The sequence below is a fragment of the Pseudomonas sp. Yb2C2 genome, assembly GCF_052112325.1.
GTDB classification, from domain to species: Bacteria; Pseudomonadota; Gammaproteobacteria; order Pseudomonadales; family Pseudomonadaceae; genus Aquipseudomonas; species Aquipseudomonas marginalis.
Genome location: NZ_JAVAJK010000006.1, coordinates 115,367 through 133,228, shown reverse-complemented (window position 1 = coordinate 133,228; position 17,862 = coordinate 115,367). Strand labels below are relative to the sequence as shown.

General features: G+C 63.0%; 16 protein-coding genes. 9 read left to right on the top strand and 7 right to left on the bottom strand.

Annotated elements, in window-relative coordinates; genetic code table 11:
- Positions 1–263 precede the first annotated feature (263 nt).
- Entirely contained in the window at positions 264–524 is a 261-nt protein-coding gene (locus tag Q8X51_RS10370; protein ID WP_065923838.1) for a DUF6124 family protein, read from the bottom strand.
- 560 nt (positions 525–1,084) lie between these two features.
- Between Q8X51_RS10370 and Q8X51_RS10365 the strand changes: the two genes are divergently transcribed.
- Both Q8X51_RS10365 and Q8X51_RS10360 read left to right on the top strand, forming a co-directional pair.
- Entirely contained in the window at positions 1,085–1,363 is a 279-nt protein-coding gene (locus Q8X51_RS10365; protein ID WP_065923839.1) for a type II toxin-antitoxin system RelE/ParE family toxin, read from the top strand.
- Positions 1,364–1,377: 14 nt separating this feature from the next.
- Positions 1,378–1,665, top strand: coding sequence for a HigA family addiction module antitoxin (locus Q8X51_RS10360; protein ID WP_407693678.1), 288 nt, complete (start codon positions 1,378–1,380; stop codon positions 1,663–1,665).
- A gap of 164 nt (positions 1,666–1,829) precedes the next feature.
- On the opposite strand, the gene Q8X51_RS10355 is transcribed toward Q8X51_RS10360, so the two are convergent.
- The 6 genes from Q8X51_RS10355 to pilG form a co-directional block, all read right to left on the bottom strand.
- Positions 1,830–2,285 (bottom strand): chemotaxis protein CheW, encoded by a 456-nt coding sequence (locus Q8X51_RS10355; RefSeq protein WP_137212363.1) that lies wholly within the window; start codon positions 2,283–2,285, stop codon positions 1,830–1,832.
- Positions 2,278–8,097: an Hpt domain-containing protein gene (locus Q8X51_RS10350; protein ID WP_065946513.1), complete on the bottom strand. Its 5,820-nt coding sequence runs from the start codon at positions 8,095–8,097 to the stop codon at positions 2,278–2,280. Before Q8X51_RS10350 ends, Q8X51_RS10355 begins: the two co-directional genes overlap by 8 nt.
- A 97-nt stretch (positions 8,098–8,194) precedes the next feature.
- Entirely contained in the window at positions 8,195–10,246 is a 2,052-nt protein-coding gene (locus tag Q8X51_RS10345; protein WP_065923843.1) for a methyl-accepting chemotaxis protein, read from the bottom strand.
- Complete coding sequence (locus Q8X51_RS10340; protein ID WP_065923844.1) at positions 10,243–10,767, bottom strand: chemotaxis protein CheW; 525 nt, start codon at positions 10,765–10,767, stop codon at positions 10,243–10,245. Before Q8X51_RS10340 ends, Q8X51_RS10345 begins: the two co-directional genes overlap by 4 nt.
- A gap of 12 nt (positions 10,768–10,779) precedes the next feature.
- The gene (gene pilH, locus Q8X51_RS10335) at positions 10,780–11,145 is read right to left on the bottom strand and encodes a twitching motility response regulator PilH (protein ID WP_014720320.1); all 366 of its coding nucleotides are present in this window, start codon (positions 11,143–11,145) and stop codon (positions 10,780–10,782) included.
- 46 nt (positions 11,146–11,191) lie between these two features.
- On the bottom strand, positions 11,192–11,599 hold the full coding sequence (gene pilG, locus Q8X51_RS10330) for a twitching motility response regulator PilG (RefSeq protein WP_027606081.1): 408 nt from the start codon (positions 11,597–11,599) through the stop codon (positions 11,192–11,194).
- Positions 11,600–11,839: 240 nt separating this feature from the next.
- Between pilG and gshB the strand changes: the two genes are divergently transcribed.
- The 7 genes from gshB (at position 11,840) to Q8X51_RS10295 (ending at position 17,758) form a co-directional block, all read left to right on the top strand.
- Positions 11,840–12,793, top strand: a complete 954-nt coding sequence (gshB, locus tag Q8X51_RS10325; protein ID WP_065923845.1) for a glutathione synthase — start codon at positions 11,840–11,842, stop codon at positions 12,791–12,793.
- Between the two features lie 77 nt (positions 12,794–12,870).
- The gene (locus tag Q8X51_RS10320; RefSeq protein WP_065923846.1) at positions 12,871–13,776 is read left to right on the top strand and encodes an energy transducer TonB; all 906 of its coding nucleotides are present in this window, start codon (positions 12,871–12,873) and stop codon (positions 13,774–13,776) included.
- A gap of 88 nt (positions 13,777–13,864) precedes the next feature.
- On the top strand, positions 13,865–14,434 hold the full coding sequence (locus tag Q8X51_RS10315; RefSeq protein ID WP_027606084.1) for a YqgE/AlgH family protein: 570 nt from the start codon (positions 13,865–13,867) through the stop codon (positions 14,432–14,434).
- A complete protein-coding gene (gene ruvX / locus Q8X51_RS10310) occupies positions 14,434–14,871 on the top strand; it encodes a Holliday junction resolvase RuvX (protein ID WP_005792259.1) in 438 nt (145 codons plus the stop codon). The genes Q8X51_RS10315 and ruvX overlap by 1 nt, the downstream gene beginning before the upstream one ends.
- Positions 14,872–14,954: 83 nt before the next feature.
- Positions 14,955–15,461 (top strand): bifunctional pyr operon transcriptional regulator/uracil phosphoribosyltransferase PyrR, encoded by a 507-nt coding sequence (pyrR, locus tag Q8X51_RS10305; protein WP_065923847.1) that lies wholly within the window; start codon positions 14,955–14,957, stop codon positions 15,459–15,461.
- 24 nt (positions 15,462–15,485) lie between these two features.
- On the top strand, positions 15,486–16,490 hold the full coding sequence (locus tag Q8X51_RS10300) for an aspartate carbamoyltransferase catalytic subunit (protein WP_027606086.1): 1,005 nt from the start codon (positions 15,486–15,488) through the stop codon (positions 16,488–16,490).
- Positions 16,487–17,758 (top strand): dihydroorotase, encoded by a 1,272-nt coding sequence (locus Q8X51_RS10295; protein WP_407693679.1) that lies wholly within the window; start codon positions 16,487–16,489, stop codon positions 17,756–17,758. Before Q8X51_RS10300 ends, Q8X51_RS10295 begins: the two co-directional genes overlap by 4 nt.
- Positions 17,759–17,862 lie beyond the last annotated feature (104 nt).

Here is a 17,862-nt window from a genome sequence, read left to right as displayed (position 1 = left end):
CTGTACCTTAGGAGTGATTCAGGGGGCCATCAATCAAGCTGGGCGGCGGATCGTTACGGTTGGAGTAATGGAGCATCAGCAAATGCTGACCCGAGCCAAGAGATGATCTAAATGTGGGAGGGAGCTTGCCCCCGATGGCGGTGGGTCAGCTAAGTGATGTATCAACTGACACTCAGCCATCGGGGGCAAGTCGAATCGTCGCACCGCCCCTCCCACATTTGCTCAGTAGTGCCTGTTAGATAGCGGTCCCAAAAAGGGAATGATCAGTCCCTGGCTGGGACCTCTTCCGCAGAAGGGCTGACCTGCTCCAGAGCTCTATCCACCAACAACTGCCCCAACTCGGCCATTTGCTGGATCCCAAGCATGATGGCGCGCTGGGAAGTGTCCAGGTCGAAGGCCAGGTTGCAGGTGAGTGCGTTGAGGGAGGACAGGGTTTCGCTGGCGTTGACCAGCAGGGTTTCGGTGTTTTGGTGGGGGTTTACGGTGAAGAGGCTTGCGGGCGGATTGGGGGTAGGTTTAACCATGATTTACAACTCCGATATGTGATGGAGACTGCCCTTTTCCGCTTGCACGCGAATTAAGGTGGCAGCTGTGCGCAGGTGTGCAAGACCGGGCATATCGGACCCCGGCAGACCCCGAAGGATCTCCCACGCACAGCCGCCATAACAAATACAGCAGGCATAAAAAACGCCCGTTGAATGGCTATGGGCGTTGGTGCGCCGACATGTAACCGGACTTGCACGTCCGTGTCACCGTTTTTTGCGATGACGGGACGAAGACTAGGCGCGCTGACTGCACGCGACAAGTTCATGCATAACCCAAAATCTTGCAGGAAAAATCCGAAGCCCCAGCCGCAGCCGCCAGCCAGCGCAAGGCCAAAGCCCTGCAATAGGGTGACGCGGAGCGTGGGAACGATCATCGACACTCAGAAGAGAATTATCTGACAGACTTTTCAGGTTGTTGCTCGGAACCGTTGTCCCTAGCCTTTTCGCTCCGAATAGCTACGGGCAGGCATCATGAACCCGATCGTTAATCCCGATGCAAGGCCATTGCAGAGCGTGATGTATCACATCACAATCGCGCCATGATCGTCAGCTGGAAACATAAAGGACTCAGGGCGTTCTATGAGACCGGTTCAACCAGAGGCATCAACGCAAATCATGCAAAGCGCTTGCGCCGCATGCTGCTCATTCTGGACAAGGCCGAGCACCCAGATGCACTGGATCTGCCCGGCTGGCGCTTCCACCGTTTGAAGGGCGACCTGATCGACTACTGGTCCGTCAGCATAAGTGGTAACTGGCGCATCATTTTTCGAATGTTCGACGATCAGGTCGAACTGGTCGATTATCTTGATTACCACTGAGTGGAGGTATCGATATGGGTATGCACAACCCACCTCACCCAGGCGAAATTCTGCTTGAGGATGTAGTCCCGGCCCTCGGTATTACCATCACCGAAATGGCCAGACGCCTTGGCTTCGCCCGCGAGACTTTTTCAAGGATTTTGCATGGCCACGCTCCCGTCAGCCCGGACCTTGCCGTCCGGTTGGAGCGAGCCGGCGTAAGTACTGCACAACTATGGCTATCGATGCAAAGTGCCTACGACTTGTGGCAGGCCGAGCATCGGGAGCAGCCGTTAATTGAGCGGTTTGCGCGGATTGATTGAGGGCTTGAGCAAGTCTCCCTGCGTAGCAGCTGTCGAGCCCTGGCGAGGCTGCGTCAGCGGTGTGTCAGACGGGCCGCAAGCGCAGCCTCGCCGGGGCTCGACAGCTGCTACGCAATATCACATTCAGATGCCCCTCCCACAGGGGATCCTCACATGACTTAGATTCACGCCAACCCGGACTCCACCAGCAACGCCTCGAGCCCCATCAAATCCGGCACCTTAGCCACCTGTTCCCCCACCTGCACCGCCGCCAGTTCCAGCGGGCACAGCGGCACGTCCACGTAGCTCAATTCGCTATCGAGCTTGTACGACCGTGGAATCCCCTGGATCACCAGCGCAATAAACTTCAACGTCGGTCGGCCGCCCAGTGCATTCAACACCACGATCCGCGAGCGTTCGCCGGTCACGCCGGCCTCGCCGCACGCCGCTTCAAAGCTGATCAACGGGATTTGCCGATCCCGCCACGTCACTTGCCGCAAATACCACGGCGGCGCATCGCTGGCCGGTTCGCCGCGTTGGAAGTCGATCAACTCGGCGATGGCGACGTTGGGCAGTATCAGGTGGCGGTCGGCCAGGGGCAGGAGCAGGCCGGTGAGTTGGCTGGTACGGTGGTCAAGCACGGGATTTGCTCCAGTAGGCGATGCTTTCGAGCAGCACCGATTCCTGGTACGGCTTGCCCAGGTAGTCGTTGACGCCGATGGCCATGGCGCGGTCGCGGTGTTTCTGGCCGGTGCGGGAGGTGATCATGATGATCGGCAGGCGCATCAGCCGGGGGTCGTTGCGCACCTGGATGGCGACTTCGAAGCCGTCCATGCGCGGCATTTCGATGTCGAGCAGCATCAGGTCGGGGGTATGTTCCTCGAGCACGGCAAGGGCGTCGATGCCATCCTTGGCGGTGAGTACGTTCATGCCGTTGCGCTCCAACAGGCGGCTGGTGACTTTGCGCACGGTGACCGAGTCGTCCACCACCAGCACCAGCAGCGGGCGCTTTTTCAGCGGGTCGTTGAGGATCAACGGAGCATCCACCGCCTGGGCCGGCAAGGCCGGTTGCCGGGCGCGGATGTGCGCGAGCAGGTCGATGATCAACACCACGCGCCCATCCCCCAGGATGGTCGCGCCGGATAACCCCTGCACCCCGGAAAACTGCGGGCCCAGGCCCTTGACCACAATCTCCCGGGTGCCGGCCATGGCGTCCACATGCACCGCCACACGGCGCTCGTTGCACTGCACCAGCAACACCGGCACGGGTTGATACTGGCCCAGTAATTTCGGGCGACCGACGGTGTGCAGCAGGTCACCCAGGTAAAACAGCTCGTAGCGTTGGCCGGCATATTCATAACACGGCGGATCCTGCTGGTAGTGCCCCGCCAGCTCATGGGGCAGCACCCGCACCAGCCCTTCGATGGTGTTGAGCGGGATCGCGTATTGATCGTCCGCGCAGTGCACCATCAACGCCCGATTGACCGACACGGTAAACGGCAGGCGGATGCGAAAGTGCACGCCCTCCCCCGGTGTCGAGTCAATGAACATCGAGCCGCCGAGCTGGCGCACTTCTTCGTGCACCACGTCCATGCCCACGCCGCGCCCGGAAATCTGCGTGATCTTTTCCGCCGTGGAGAACCCCGGCTGCAGGATGAACTGCAACACATCACGGTCGCTCATCTCTTGATGAGGGGCGAGCAAACCGCGCTTGATCGCCTTGCGCCGCACCGCTTCCAGGGGCACGCCGGCACCGTCGTCGCGCATGTCGAAAACGATATCGCCGCCTTCGTGGGTCAGGTCCAGGGTGATGCGGCCCTTCTCCGGCTTGCCGGCCAACAGCCGCGCATCGCGGGACTCCAGGCCATGGTCGACGGCGTTGCGCAGCATGTGTTCCAGCGGTGCCGCCATGCGCTCCAGCACATTGCGGTCCATCTCGCCCTCGGCATTGCCGACGATGAATTCCACGTCCTTGCCCAACTCGCCCGCCACCTGGCGCACGATGCGTTTGAGGCGCGGCAGCATGCGTTCGAAGGGCACCATGCGCGTGCGCATCAGGCCTTCCTGCAACTCGGTGTTGATGCGCGCCTGTTGCTGCAACAGGCCATGGGCGTCCTCGTTGCGGCGGTCGAGGGTGTCCTTGAGGTCGAGCAGGTCGGAGGCCGATTCCGACAGCGCCCGGGACAGTTGCTGCAACTGCGAATGACGGTCCATTTCCAGCGGGTCGAATTCTTCATAGCCCAGGCGCTCGGCCTCGGCCTGTTGACGACTGAGGATGCGCCCCTGGGTTTCGGTGTCGAGGCGGCGCAGTTGGTCGCGCATGCGTTCGATAGTGGTTTCCACCTCATGCAGGGCAATGCGCGCGTCGTTGACTTGCTGCTCGATACGGCCACGGAAGATCGAGGTCTCGCCGGCCAGGTTGACCAGGTCGTCCAGCAGGTCAGCGGAAATCTTCACCATGTCGGCGCCGGGATCAACCACCGCTTCGACCTTGCCTGCGGGCAGCGCCACGGGCGTCACGGGCTCATCGCTGGGGTGCACCAGGCTTTTGATACGTTCGATGAGCTTGTCCACCGAACCCACCGGCAGCCCATCCGCCACGGCGTCGATCATCTGCGCCAGGCGGTCGTGGCAGCCCTGCAGCAACGCGAACAGTTCGGCGGACGGCGCGAGCAAACCGGCGGATAGCCCTTCGTAGAGAAATTCCAGCTCATGGGCCAGGTCACCGATCGGCCCGATCTCGACCATGCGCGCGCCGCCCTTGAGGGTGTGCAGGTCGCGCAGCAGGGTTTCGACTTCCTGGCGATTGTTCGGCTCGGCCTGCCAGCGCAGCAAGGCGCTGCCGGAGCTGTCGAGAATGTCGGCGGCTTCTTCGAGGAAGATGTCCAGCAACTCGGGGTCGGTGCCCGGCGTTTCCGCAGGTGGAGCGGCCTGTGCAGCCGGCATGCCGCCCTGGCGTAGCGCGCGCAACCTGGCGACCAGTTCGGCGCTGTCGCTCAAGGGTTGATGGTGCTGCAGTTCCTCCAGTTGCAAGGCCAGTCGCTCATGGCTGGCCATCAGCACCTGCGACAGCTCGCTGGAGTAGCTGTAGCGCCGATCCACCAGGCCTTCGTACACGCACTCCAATTCATGGGCAAGGTCGGCCACCGGTCCGATGTCGGCCATGCGCGCGCCGCCCTTGAGGGTGTGCAGGTCGCGCTGCAGGGACGACAACGGCGCGGCACTGTCCGGCTCCAGCAGCCAGCGCTTGAGCGACTGCCCCGCACTGTCGAGGATATCCACGGCTTCTTCGAGGAAGATCTCCACGAGTTCATCGTCGATCCACGTTTCATCCTGCAGTTGCGCGGTGGCGGCGCCCAGTTCGGAGATGCTCAGGGTACGGCTGCCGTCGCTTTTGATCAGGCCGGTGGCAGAAGGGTCCAGCGCATCGTCCAGCAGTTCGCGCAGGGCGTGTACACGTGCCGGAGCCGGGATGATTTCCTGGCCGGCGGCCAATTGATCGAGCATGCTGATCAGCGCCTCATGGGCCTGTTCGGCCTCATGGAAAAACCGCTCGCTGACCGCCAGGCTGCTTTCTTCCACGGCGCCGTAGAGGTCGAGCAAGGCTTCGCAGAGTTCATCGATGGCGTGCAGGTCAGCAACATGCGCGCCCTCCCCCAACGTGGTCAATTCATCCAGCAGCGCGGTGAGTTCCTGGCGTTCGCCGGGGTGTTGCTGCCAGCGGCGCAGCAGGCTTTCGGCGTCGAGCAGAATGTCCATGCCCTGGGCCAGGAAGTTGGCAATCAGTTGCGGGTCGCGCTTGATCCGCAACCCCGTGTTGGGGGCGTCGAGCAGCGCGGCCAGTTGATGGTCGAGCAGGGCCTGGGTACGGCGGATCAAGTCATCCGCGCCCTTGATCGGCACCAGGGGATCGCGGTCCAGTTGACGCAACCCGCGCTGGAACAGGCCTTCGGCTTCCAGCAGCAACTCGACTTCGTCCAGGTCCAGCGGCAGGCGATGGGCCTTGTATTCGCGGGTCAGGTGATCCAGTGGGCGCACCAGCTCGGCGATGGGCAACACGCCAGCCATGTAGGCGCTGCCCTTGAGGGTGTGCAGGGCCCGTTGCAGTTCATCGCTGACTTGCAGCGGCACATGCTCGGCGGCCTGTTGCAGGAAGTGGTTGAGGCTGTCCAGATGGCTCTGGGCTTCGTTGCGGAAGATCTCCAGCAACATCGGATCGTGGGGTTCGGCGCCTGACCCTGCGCCGTTGGCCCAGGCGTGGGCGCGGGCGGCCAGGGCGTCGACCTCATCGCGCTGGTGTTGCTCGCCCGTCGCGAAGTCGGCGATCAATGCCGGCAGCAGGGCCACGGCGTCATCCAGCACCTGTTGGATCTCGGGGCCGAGGGCCACACTGCGCTCGAGCACACGGTTCAGCAGGTTTTCCACGGCCCAGGCCAGCTCCGCCAGCACCAGGGCGCGTACCATGCGGCCGCTGCCTTTCAGGGTGTGGAAAGCGCGGCGCATTTCGCCCTGGGCGGTTTTGTCCGCGCTGTTGGGCAGGTGACGGTGCAGCACCTCAAGGACTTCCTCGGTTTCTTCGAGGAAGACATCGCGCAGTTCATCGTCGATGGGCGCTTCATCGGCCGGCGGCGGCAGCAGGCTACCGGGGCGTTGCAAGGCCGGCGGATTGAGGCCCGAAGTGGGGTTGGCCAGTGCGTCGAACTGCGACTGGCTGGGCGCAACCTCGCTCGATAGCGCGCCATCGGGTGCTGCCAGCGCCTGGCGCCAGGGTTTTTCGGCAGGCAGGTAGCCCAGCGCAGCCAGGCTTTGGGTGGCCATTTCCAACACCCGTTCACCGGCGGCGTCCGGGTCCTGGAGCATGCGTTCGAGGTAATACTCCAGGCTGCTGATCACGTCAGCGAAATGCCCCAGTTGTACCTCCGACGGCGGGTTGTCGTTGACCATCAACTGTTCGTCGACATAATCGGTGCAACCGCGCATCAGGCTTGCCGCGCGGGGCAAGGGGATCATCGCCAGCGCGCCGCGCACCTGGCTCAGCAGTTCCGGCAGGGATTCCAGGCGCTGGCGGTCCCAATCGGCTTCGATACAGTCGATCACCAGCTCCTTGGCTTGCTGCAGGCACTGGCAGGATTCGCGGATGACCAACTGGTGGATCTGGGTCAGGTCGGTGGTGGGCAGGCGGCTCTCTTCATGGCCTTCCGGCTCGACGGTGCCGACCATTCCCGCCAGCGTGGCTTCCACATAGAGCAGCGCGCCGGCGACGTCCATCAACACCGCATCGTTGGGCTCGCGATGCCCCTGGGCCAGGCTCAATACCACGGCCAGCTGGTCGATGATGACTTTGCGCGGCTGGCCAAACCCCAGCACCGCGAGGGTATCGGCAATCTGTCGCAGGGGCGCCAGCAGCGCGTCGAGGTCGCTCGTGTGCTGGCGGTCGCTGCGCACGAACAGGTCGAGGCGCTCTTTGACCCGGACCAACTCTTCACACAACGCACCGAGCACCGAGCCCATGGCGTTGCGATCCGGCCCGGCAAGGCGCGCGCGTTCGGCGTCCACCACCGTGCTGTCGGGCAAGGCCTCATCCAGGCTGTAGCGCTCTTTCAGACTCTGCATGCGCGGGGTCGGTCGGGTGACTTTGGCGACGTAAAACAACAGGCTCTTGAGCAGTTCATCCGGTGCGGGTTGGTTGATCCCGCCGATGCCCTGTGCCAGCAGGCGCTTGAGCTGCTTGTCGCTGGCCTTGAGCAGGCTGCGCAGCGCCGGGCTGTTGGCGACTACGCCGGTGAGCATGCCCTCGACCAGCGCCGACGCCACTTGCCACAGCGGCAACAGCGGCGCGCCCTGGCACAGCGCCTCAAGGCGCGCGAACACCCGCGCCATATCTTCCAGGTTGCTCGGCCCGTGGTCTTCACGCAGCAGCCCGGCGAGGGCTTGCTGCAACAGTTGATGCCACTGGCGCAGTTGCGCCTGGAGGTCGGCCGGCGCGCGTTGAGCCAGGGCGTCATCGGGAAGCGGCGCAATCGACAGCAGTTGCGGGCTGAACAAGCTGGTTTCCGACAGCAGGCTTTCGCCGTGGGCACTGCGCAGGTCGTTGAGCAGCGGCAGCACCACCAGCGGTAAATCACGGCGAGCGCTGTGCACCCGGTCAAGGTACAACGGCAGTTGGCCCAGGGCCTGTTGCAGCAGGCGGATACTTTCCTCGCGCTGGCCGACATGCCCGGCCTGGAGCGCCAGGGCCAGTTCTTCGATCTCTTCGGCCAGCAGCGCCGCGCCGTAGAACTCGACCATTTGCAGCGCACCATGCACCTGGTGGATAGCGTCCAGGCACTGGCTGATCACGCCATCGTCGTGGGTCTCGACAAATGCATCCAGCGCCGAACGGGCCTGTTTCAGGGTTTCGGCAATGTCGCCCTTGACCCATTCGAGGGCCACGTAGTCGTGCCGATCAACCATAACTGCTCCGCTTAGAATTCGTGGGTTGCCTGGATCTCAAAGCCAATGGAGATCGAGTGTGGGAGGTGGCAAGCCCCTCCCACATTTTGACTGCATTTCAATCATCAGCCTGTTTGGCCGCTGGCAGGGTGAAACCCGACACCGACCTGCGCAACTGGCTGGCCATCTTCGCCAAGTTGCCGATGCTTTCGGCGGTAGCGGTGGAGCCCGATGACGTCTGCGTGGTGATCTGCTGGATCACGTTCATGGTCAGGGAGATCTGTCCCGCCGATGAGGTCTGTTGCTGCGCTGCGTTGGAGATGCTCTGGATCAGCGCGGCCAGGGTTTTCGATACGCCTTCGATCTCTTCCAGCGCCACCCCGGCGTCCTGGGCCAGCCGTGCACCGCGCACCACTTCGGTGGTGGTCTGTTCCATGGAGATGACGGCTTCGTTGGTGTCGGCCTGGATCGCGCGCACCAGGGTTTCAATCTGCCGGGTGGCCGCCGACGAACGTTCGGCCAGCCGCTGCACTTCATCGGCCACCACCGCAAAGCCGCGTCCGGCATCACCGGCCATGCTCGCCTGGATCGCGGCGTTGAGGGCGAGGATGTTGGTCTGGTCGGCAATGTCGTCGATCAGGCTGACGATGTCGCCAATCTCCTGGGACGACTCGCCCAGGCGCTTGATGCGCTTTGCGGTGTCCTGGATCTGTTCGCGAATGTTGTCCATGCCGTGGATGGTGTTGTGCACCACCTCGTTGCCTTTGTTGGCGATTTCCACCGAACGTTCCGCCACCGCCGATGATTCGGCGGCGTTGGCCGACACCTGATCGATGGACTGGGCCATCTGGTTGATCGCGGTGGAGGCTTCGGCGATCTGCTGGGCCTGATGCTCGGAGGCCTGGGCCAGGTGCATGGCGGTGGCCTGGGTCTCTTGCACGGCACCCGCCACTTGCCCGGCGGTGAGGTTGATGGTGGCCACCAGGTCGCGCAGCTGGTCCACGGAATAGTTGATGGAGTCGGCGATGGTGCCGGTGAAGTCTTCAGTCACCGAGGCGGTCACGGTGAGGTCGCCGTCGGCCAGGTCTTCGATTTCATCGAGCAGGCGCATGATCGCGTTCTGGTTGCGCTCGTTCTTCTCGGCGGTCTCGTGCAGTTGGCGGTTGGTTTCGCGCACCATCACCAGTCCGATCAGGATGATCGAGGCCAGCGCCAACAGGCCCAGCACATAGCCGCCGATGGTGTCGAAGCTGCGTCCGCTGGCGAGGTTTTCAAAACCGGTGGCCAGGTGCGAGGCTTCATCGAGCAGGGTTTGCGACAGGTTGAAAATATTGCTCGCCGAGGCGCGGACCTGGAACAACTGCGGCGAGGTTTCGAGGATTTCATCCACGGAGCCGGAGACAAACTCGAACAACTCGGCGATTTCCGCCAGCCGCGCGCGGGCATCGCGGTCTTCTACCTGAGTGATGCGCAGCCCGGGGTTGCCGTTGAGCATGCCATTGAGCACCTGCCCGAAGCGATTGGCGTCGCGGCCAAAGGTGTCGGCGGCCTGGACGGCGGTTTCGTCACCGGCCAGCACCGTGTTGACCGCGCCCAGGATACGCTCGGCCAGCAGCGACTGGCGCTGGGCCAAGGCCACCTGGCTGGCCGGCGCGCCGCGTTGCAGCAGGATGTCGACGACCTTTTCCGACTCCATCTGCAATTGCGGTACGGTTTCGGCGAGGGTCGCGGCCACTTGGTGCAGGGACAGCACGGTCTGTTCGCTGGCGAGGATCGCGTCGGTGTTTTTCAACAGCGCTTCCCAGTCCGTCTGCACCGCGCGCATTTCGGCGCGGACCGCACTGGGCGCAGCGGGCAGGCCGGTTTCCGGGTCGCCTTTTTTCAGGTAACCCCAGCGCTGGGCAAAATCGTTGCGCGCGTCGCCCAACAGCTTGAATGCGGCGGCCTTGCCGGCGGCGGCCTCGGTAGCGTTCTTGGCGATGCGTTGGGACAGCACGCGCAGTTCACCGGCGTGGCCGATGTACTGCTTGTCGTAGGTGGACTGGGTGTTGAGGTAAGCAAAGTTGGCGAACAGCAGCATGATGAATACGATCAGCGCGATAAACAGCACGATGATCTGTGAACGGCTGCGCGAGCCGGCCTGGGGTTTGGGCGTAGTAGCGGTGGTCATGCGGCGACATCCATGAAGCCAGGGGCCTGGGCCAGGGCGAAGGGGCTGAAGACCTGCCACAGCGGCTCGCCGTCGAATTGGCCCTGGATAAATGGCGCGCCGGGGCTGGGGCTCGCCAGCAAGGCGTCTTGTGCAAAATGCTGCATCCCCACCACCTCGTCTACCAACAGCCCGACAAACAGATCGTTGTATTCCACCACCAGCACCCGCCGTTGCTTGCGCGCCTTGGACAGCTCAAGGCCAAGGAAGCCGCCGAGGTCCATCACCGGCAGCAAACGCCCGCGCAGGTTAGCAACACCCCTGACCCAGGCCTTGACCCCGGGCATTAAAGTGCAACGCGGCTCATGCAGGACTTCGGCGACTTCGCCCATGGGCGCGACATACCAATGCTGCCCCAGGCGAAAGCCAATCCCGCTCCAGCGTTGCAGGCGGGTTTCCTGGGATGGCAGGTCGGCGGCCAGCAGGCGGCAGCGGCGGTCGATGTCCAGCAACAACTCGAAGGCGGTTTGCGACTCGGTCATGATGGCGTGCCGTCAGCCGGCCAGCACCTTGTTCAGGGTGGCGATCAGGGTTTCCTCGTCCACAGGCTTGGTCAGGTAATCCTTGGCACCCTGGCGTGCGCCCCAGATCTTGTCGGTCTCCTGATCCTTGGTGGTAATGATGATGATCGGGATGCCGTTGGTTTCCGGCTCCTTGGACAGCTGGCGGGTGGCCTGGAAGCCATTGAGGCCCGGCATCACGATGTCCATCAGCACGGCGTCAGGCTTTTCCTGGCGGGCCAGGGCCACGCCGTCGGCGCCGTTCTCGGCCTTGAGGACCTGGTGGCCGTGCTTTTCCAGCATGCCGGTCAGTTTGTACATTTCGGTCGGCGAATCGTCGACGATCAGAACACGTGCCATGGTTTTCCCCACTACATTGGTCGGCGCCGGCCCTTGTGAGGCGGCGTCAGTGTGCTTGTTCCACTGCGGCGAACCCGGGCACATAGGCCTTGATCGCACTCAGCAGTTCTTCCTTGCTGAAAGGCTTGGTCAAAAACTGATCGACACCCACGATGCGCCCCTTGGCCTTGTCGAACAGACCGTCCTTGGAGGACAGCATGATCACCGGGATCGACTTGAACACCGGGTTGTTCTTCACCAGGGCGCAGGTCTGATAGCCATCCAGGCGCGGCATCATGATGTCGACAAAGATAATGTGCGGGTGATGATCCACAATCCGGGCCAGGGCATCGAAACCGTCGATGGCCGTGATGACATCGCAGCCCACGTTCTTCAACAGCGTCTCGGCGGTGCGGCGGATCGTTTTCGAATCGTCGATCACCATCACTCTCAAGGCGTTGGAATGCTGTTCCATATCTGCTCTACCATCGCCACAGCGAATCGGTTTTCGGTGTGTACTGCCTGATGTTGCACAGGATGAGCGCCGCAGGCCTTGGAATTCAAGGGCTGCTGCGCCGTGGCAGTCTTTTTAGCACAGTCTCGGGGAGCAATCTATCGAGGCACCCGCCCGGTGGTTTTTCCTTGACCCACAACAGCCGCAGCGCCACTCTGACGCCACTTTTATGTGCCCCAATTTTGCTAGAGGAAATCCCCCATGAGCGTTCGCGTCGGCATTGTCATGGACCCTATCGCCAGCATTTCCTATAAAAAGGACAGCTCGCTGGCCATGCTCCTGGCCGCCCAGGCCCGCGGCTGGAGCCTGTTCTATATGGAGCAGCGCGACCTTTACCAGGGCGACGGCGAGGCCCGTGCACGCATGCGCCCGCTGCAGGTGTTTGCCAACCCCGAGAAGTGGTTCGAACTGCAGGACGAAATCGACAGCCCCCTGAGCGACCTCGACGTGATCCTGATGCGCAAGGACCCGCCGTTCGACATGGAGTTCGTCTACTCCACCTACCTGCTGGAGCAGGCCGAACGTGCCGGCGTGCTGATCGTCAACAAGCCGCAAAGCCTGCGTGACTGCAATGAAAAGCTGTTCGCCACGTTGTTCCCGCAGTGCACACCGCCCACCGTGGTCAGCCGTCGTGCCGACGTGCTGCGTGAATTTGCCGCCAAGCACGGCGATGTGATCCTCAAGCCGCTGGACGGCATGGGTGGCACCTCGATCTTCCGTCACCGCGCCGGCGACCCGAACCTGTCGGTGATCCTCGAAACCCTGACCGCCCTGGGCACCCAGCAAATCATGGGCCAGGCCTACCTGCCGGCGATCAAGGACGGCGACAAACGCATCCTGATGATCGACGGCGAGCCGGTGGATTACTGCCTGGCGCGTATTCCGGCGGCAGGCGAGACCCGTGGCAACCTGGCGGCAGGCGGTCGAGGCGAAGCGCGGCCGTTGTCCGACAAAGACCGCTGGATCGCCAGCCAAGTTGGCCCGACCCTGCGGGAAAAGGGTTTGCTGTTTGTAGGCCTTGACGTAATTGGGGAAAACCTCACCGAAATCAATGTCACCAGCCCGACCTGCATTCGCGAGATCGACAACGCATTTGGCACGAACATCGGCGAAATGTTGATGGCCGCCATCGAACGCAAGCTGCAGGCCAAGTGATATAGAACAGCCGGACACACACCAACATTGCGCTATCATGCCCGACCTGTGAAACGCGCGATGTTGGTTTTCTTGTCATGACACTCCCGTCCGATCTGCCCTCCGAACTCTCCCACAGCGGCGTGCGCCCGGCTGATCGGCTCGGATTTACCCTGTTTCTTGCGGCATTGATTCACCTGGCCTTGATCCTCGGCGTGGGTTTCACCATGGTCGAGCCCAAGCAGATCACCAAGACCCTGGAAATCACTCTCGCCACGTTCAAGAGCGAAAAGAAGCCCGAGAAGGCGGACTTTATCGCCCAGGACAACCAGCAGGGCAGTGGCACCCTGGACAAGAAGGCGATCCCCAAGACCACCGAAGTGGCGCCCTTCCAGGACAACAAGGTCAATAAGGTCACACCGCCGCCGGCGCCCAAGCCTGAAGTCAAACAGGCCACGCCCAAGCCCACGGTGACCACCGTCGCACCCAAGCCGCAAAAAGCCCCGGTCCAGCGCGAGAAAACCAAGACCGAGCCGCAACCCGAGCCCGTGAAGCCGGCACCGACGTTCGACAGCTCGACACTGTCCGACGAAATCTCCAGCCTGGAAGCCGAACTGGCCCATGAACAACAGCTTTACGCCAAGCGCCCACGCATTTACCGCCTGAACGCCGCCTCGACCATGCGCGACAAGGGCGCCTGGTATAAGGACGAGTGGCGTAAGAAGGTCGAGCGCATCGGTAACCTCAACTACCCGGAAGAGGCACGGCGCCAGCAGATCTACGGCAATTTGCGTCTTTTGGTGTCGATCAACCGCGACGGCACCTTATATGAAGTGCAGGTGCTGGAGTCGTCCGGTCAGCCGCTGCTGGACCAGGCGGCCCAACGCATCGTGCGCCTGGCCGCGCCCTTTGCCCCGTTTACCGGGGACTTGAACGATGTGGACCGCCTGGAAATCATCCGCACCTGGAAGTTTGCCAAGGGTGATCGCCTTTCCAGCAACTGAACGCGCCGTCCTACAGAAAAGCCGACAGCACTGTATTCGGGTCACGTCCAGCTTGTCAGTTCGCCCCTCCAACGCCACACTAGCGGACATGAAAAATGTCAGCCCGACCTACCTCAAGCACCAATTCCTGATCGCCATGCCCCATATGGCCGACCCGAACTTTGCGCAGACCTTGACCTACATCGTCGAGCACACGGCCAATGGTGCCATGGGGTTGGTGGTGAACCGCCCGCAGGCGCTGAACCTGGCCGATATCCTTGAACAGCTGCGTCCGGAGGTCGACCCGCCGGCCCGTTGCCAGGGCGTGCCGATCTACATCGGCGGGCCGGTGCAGACCGATCGCGGCTTTGTGCTGCACCCCACCGGGCCGAAGTTCCAGGCCACGGTGGACCTGGACGGAGTCTCGCTGTCCACCTCCCAGGACGTGCTGTTCGCCATCGCCGACGGCGTGGGCCCTGAGCAAAGTGTGATCACCCTGGGTTACGCCGGCTGGGAAGCCGGGCAGCTGGAAGCCGAACTGGCCAGCAATGCCTGGCTGACCTGCCCGTTCGATGCCGACATCCTGTTCAACACCGCAAGCGAACTGCGCCTGGAAGCCGCCGCGGCCAAGCTGCGGGTCAACCTCAGCCTGCTGACCAGCCAGGCGGGGCACGCCTGATGGCCTTGCGTTTGATCCTCGGCTTTGACTACGGCACCAAGCAGATCGGCGTAGCGGTCGGCCAGGTCATCACCGGCCAAGCCCGCGAGCTGTGCACCCTCAAGGCCCAGAACGGCATACCGGACTGGAACCAGGTCGAAGCCCTGATCAAAGAGTGGAAGCCCGATGCCGTAGTGGTCGGCCTGCCCCTGAACATGGACGGCACCCCCAGCGACATGTGCCTGCGCGCCGAAAAGTTCGCCCGCCGTCTTAACGGCCGCTACAACCTGCCCTTCTATACCCACGATGAACGCCTGACCACCTTTGAAGCCAAGGGCGAACGCCGCGACCGTGGCGGCCAGAAAGGCAGCTACCGCGATAACCCGGTGGACGCCATCGCCGCCGCCTTGTTGTTACAGGGCTGGCTGGACGAAAACACTGCTTTATTTGAATCCTGACTGACGCGGCTTGCCGCGTCTTCTTACGTTTGAGCCCGGACCTTGTCGTCGCCTCCGCCGCGCAAGGCCTTGAAGGAGCCACCATGAGCCTGCCAAACCCCGCCGAACTGATCCGCCAGATGGCGGTTAGCCTCAAGACGCACCTGGAACACCGTGGCATCAGCGAACCGCGCTTTATCGGTATTCGCACCGGCGGTGTGTGGGTCGCCCAAGCGTTGCTGGACGAACTGGGCAGCGACTCACCCTTGGGTACCCTGGACGTGTCCTTCTACCGCGACGACTTCAGCCAGAACGGCCTGCACCCGCAAGTGCGCCCGTCTGCCCTGCCGTTCGAGATTGAAGGCCAGCACCTGGTGCTGATCGACGATGTGCTGATGAGCGGCCGTACCATCCGCGCCGCCATGAATGAATTGTTCGATTACGGGCGCCCGGCCAGCATCACCCTGGTCTGCCTGCTGGACCTGGACGCAGGCGAACTGCCCATCAGCCCGGACGTGGTTGGCGCCACGCTGTCCCTTGAGGCCAGCCAGCGAGTAAAATTGTCCGGTCCCACGCCGCTCGAACTCGAACTGCAAGACCTTGCCCTTTAAACCGCCTTGTAAAGAGTCCCCGCGATGACGCCTCTAGATGCCAAGCGCCCGCTGCAGCTCAATGCTCAGGGCCAGTTGCAACACTTCTTGTCCCTCGACGGTTTGCCCCGCGAACTGCTCACCGAAATCCTCGACACCGCCGACTCGTTCCTCGAGGTTGGCGGCCGGGCGGTGAAGAAAGTCCCGTTGCTGCGCGGCAAGACCATCTGCAACGTGTTCTTCGAGAACTCCACCCGTACACGGACCACCTTTGAACTGGCGGCCCAACGGCTGTCGGCCGACGTGATCACGCTGAACGTGTCCACCTCGTCGGCGAGCAAGGGCGAGACCCTGCTCGACACCCTGCGCAACCTGGAAGCGATGGCCGCCGACATGTTCGTGGTGCGCCACGGCGACTCCGGTGCCGCCCACTTCATTGCCGAGCACGTGTGCCCGCAGGTGGCGATCATCAACGGCGGCGACGGCCGTCACGCCCACCCGACCCAGGGCATGCTCGACATGCTCACCATACGTCGGCACAAGGGCAGCTTCGAAAACCTCTCGGTGGCCATCGTCGGCGACATCCTGCACTCACGGGTGGCACGCTCGAACATGCTGGCCCTGAAAACCCTGGGTTGCCCGGACATCCGCGTGATCGCACCGAAAACCCTCTTGCCCATCGGCATCGAGCAATACGGCGTGAAGGTCTACACCGACATGACCGAAGGCCTCAAGGATGTGGACGTGGTAATCATGCTGCGCCTGCAACGCGAACGCATGTCGGGTGGCCTGCTGCCGAGCGAAGGCGAGTTCTACCGCCTGTTCGGCCTGACCACCGCACGCCTGGCCGGCGCCAAGCCGGACGCCATCGTGATGCACCCGGGGCCGATCAACCGAGGCGTGGAGATTGAGTCGGCGGTGGCCGACGGCAGCCAGTCGGTGATTCTCAACCAGGTCACGTATGGCATCGCCGTGCGCATGGCGGTGTTGTCCATGGCCATGAGCGGACAAACCGCGCAACGTCAATTCGAGCAGGAGAAGGCCCAGTGAAGCTCAGCATTCTCGGCGCCCGAGTCATCGATCCGGCCAGTGGCCTGGATCAGGTTACCGATCTGCACCTGGAGGCCGGCCGGATCATCGCCATCGGCGCCGCGCCCGGTGCTTTCAGCCCCAGCGAGACCATCGATGCCAAAGGCCTGGTGGCCGCGCCCGGCCTGGTGGACCTGAACGTCGCCCTGCGCGAGCCGGGCTTCAGCCGCAAAGGCAATATCACCAGCGAGACCCGCGCGGCCGCAGCCGGTGGCGTCACCAGCCTGTGCTGCCCACCGCACACCAAGCCGGTGCTCGACACGTCGGCCGTGACCGAGCTGATCCTCGACCGTGCCCGTGAGGCCGGCAATTGCAAAGTGTTCCCCATCGGCGCCCTGAGCAAAGGCCTGGAAGGCGAACAACTCGCCGAACTGATCGCCCTGCGCGATGCCGGTTGCGTGGCGTTCGGCAACGGCCTGGAGAGTTTCCGCAGCACCCGCACCCTGTGCCGCGCCCTGGAATACGCGGCCACCTTCGACTTGACGGTGATCTTCCACTCCCAGGACCGCGACCTGGCCGAAGGCGGCCTGGCCCATGAAGGTGCGGTCGCCAGCTTCCTCGGCTTGCCGGGCATTCCGGAAACCGCTGAAACCGTAGCCCTGGCCCGTGACCTGCTGCTGGTGGAACAAAGCGGCGTGCGTGCGCACTTCAGCCAACTGACCAGCGCCCGGGGCGTGGCCCTGATCGCCCAGGCCCAGGCCCGTGGCCTGCCGGTGACGGCAGACGTGGCGTTGTATCAGTTGCTGCTGACGGATGAGGCGCTGATCGACTTCTCCAGCCTTTACCACGTGCAACCGCCGCTGCGCACACTGGCCGATCGTGACGGTTTGCGTGCGGCAGTGAAATCGGGGGTGATCTCGGCGATTTCCAGCCACCACCAGCCCCATGAGCGCGATGCCAAGCTGGCGCCGTTCGGCGCGACGGAGCCGGGCATCAGCAGCGTGGAGCTGTTGCTGCCGCTGGCGATGACGTTGGTGGAAGACGGTTTGCTGGACCTGCCGACACTGCTGGCGCGCCTGAGCGCAGGCCCGGCCGAGGCCTTGCGCCTGCCGGCGGGCAAGCTGGCGGTGGGGGCGGCGGCAGATCTAGTGCTGTTTGATCCGGCCGGCTCCACGGTTGCGGGCGAGCACTGGCTGTCCAAGGGTGAAAACTGCCCGTTCATCGGCCATAGCCTGCCGACGAGCGTGCGCTACACCTTGGTGGACGGGCGCATCAGCTATCAGGCTTGAGCCACTAAAACCTGTAGGAGCGAGCTTGCTCGCGAAGAACGAATAGACAATGCGGGCTACCTGATAGCGCTGCGTTATCGTTAACGTTCTTCGCGAGCAAGCTC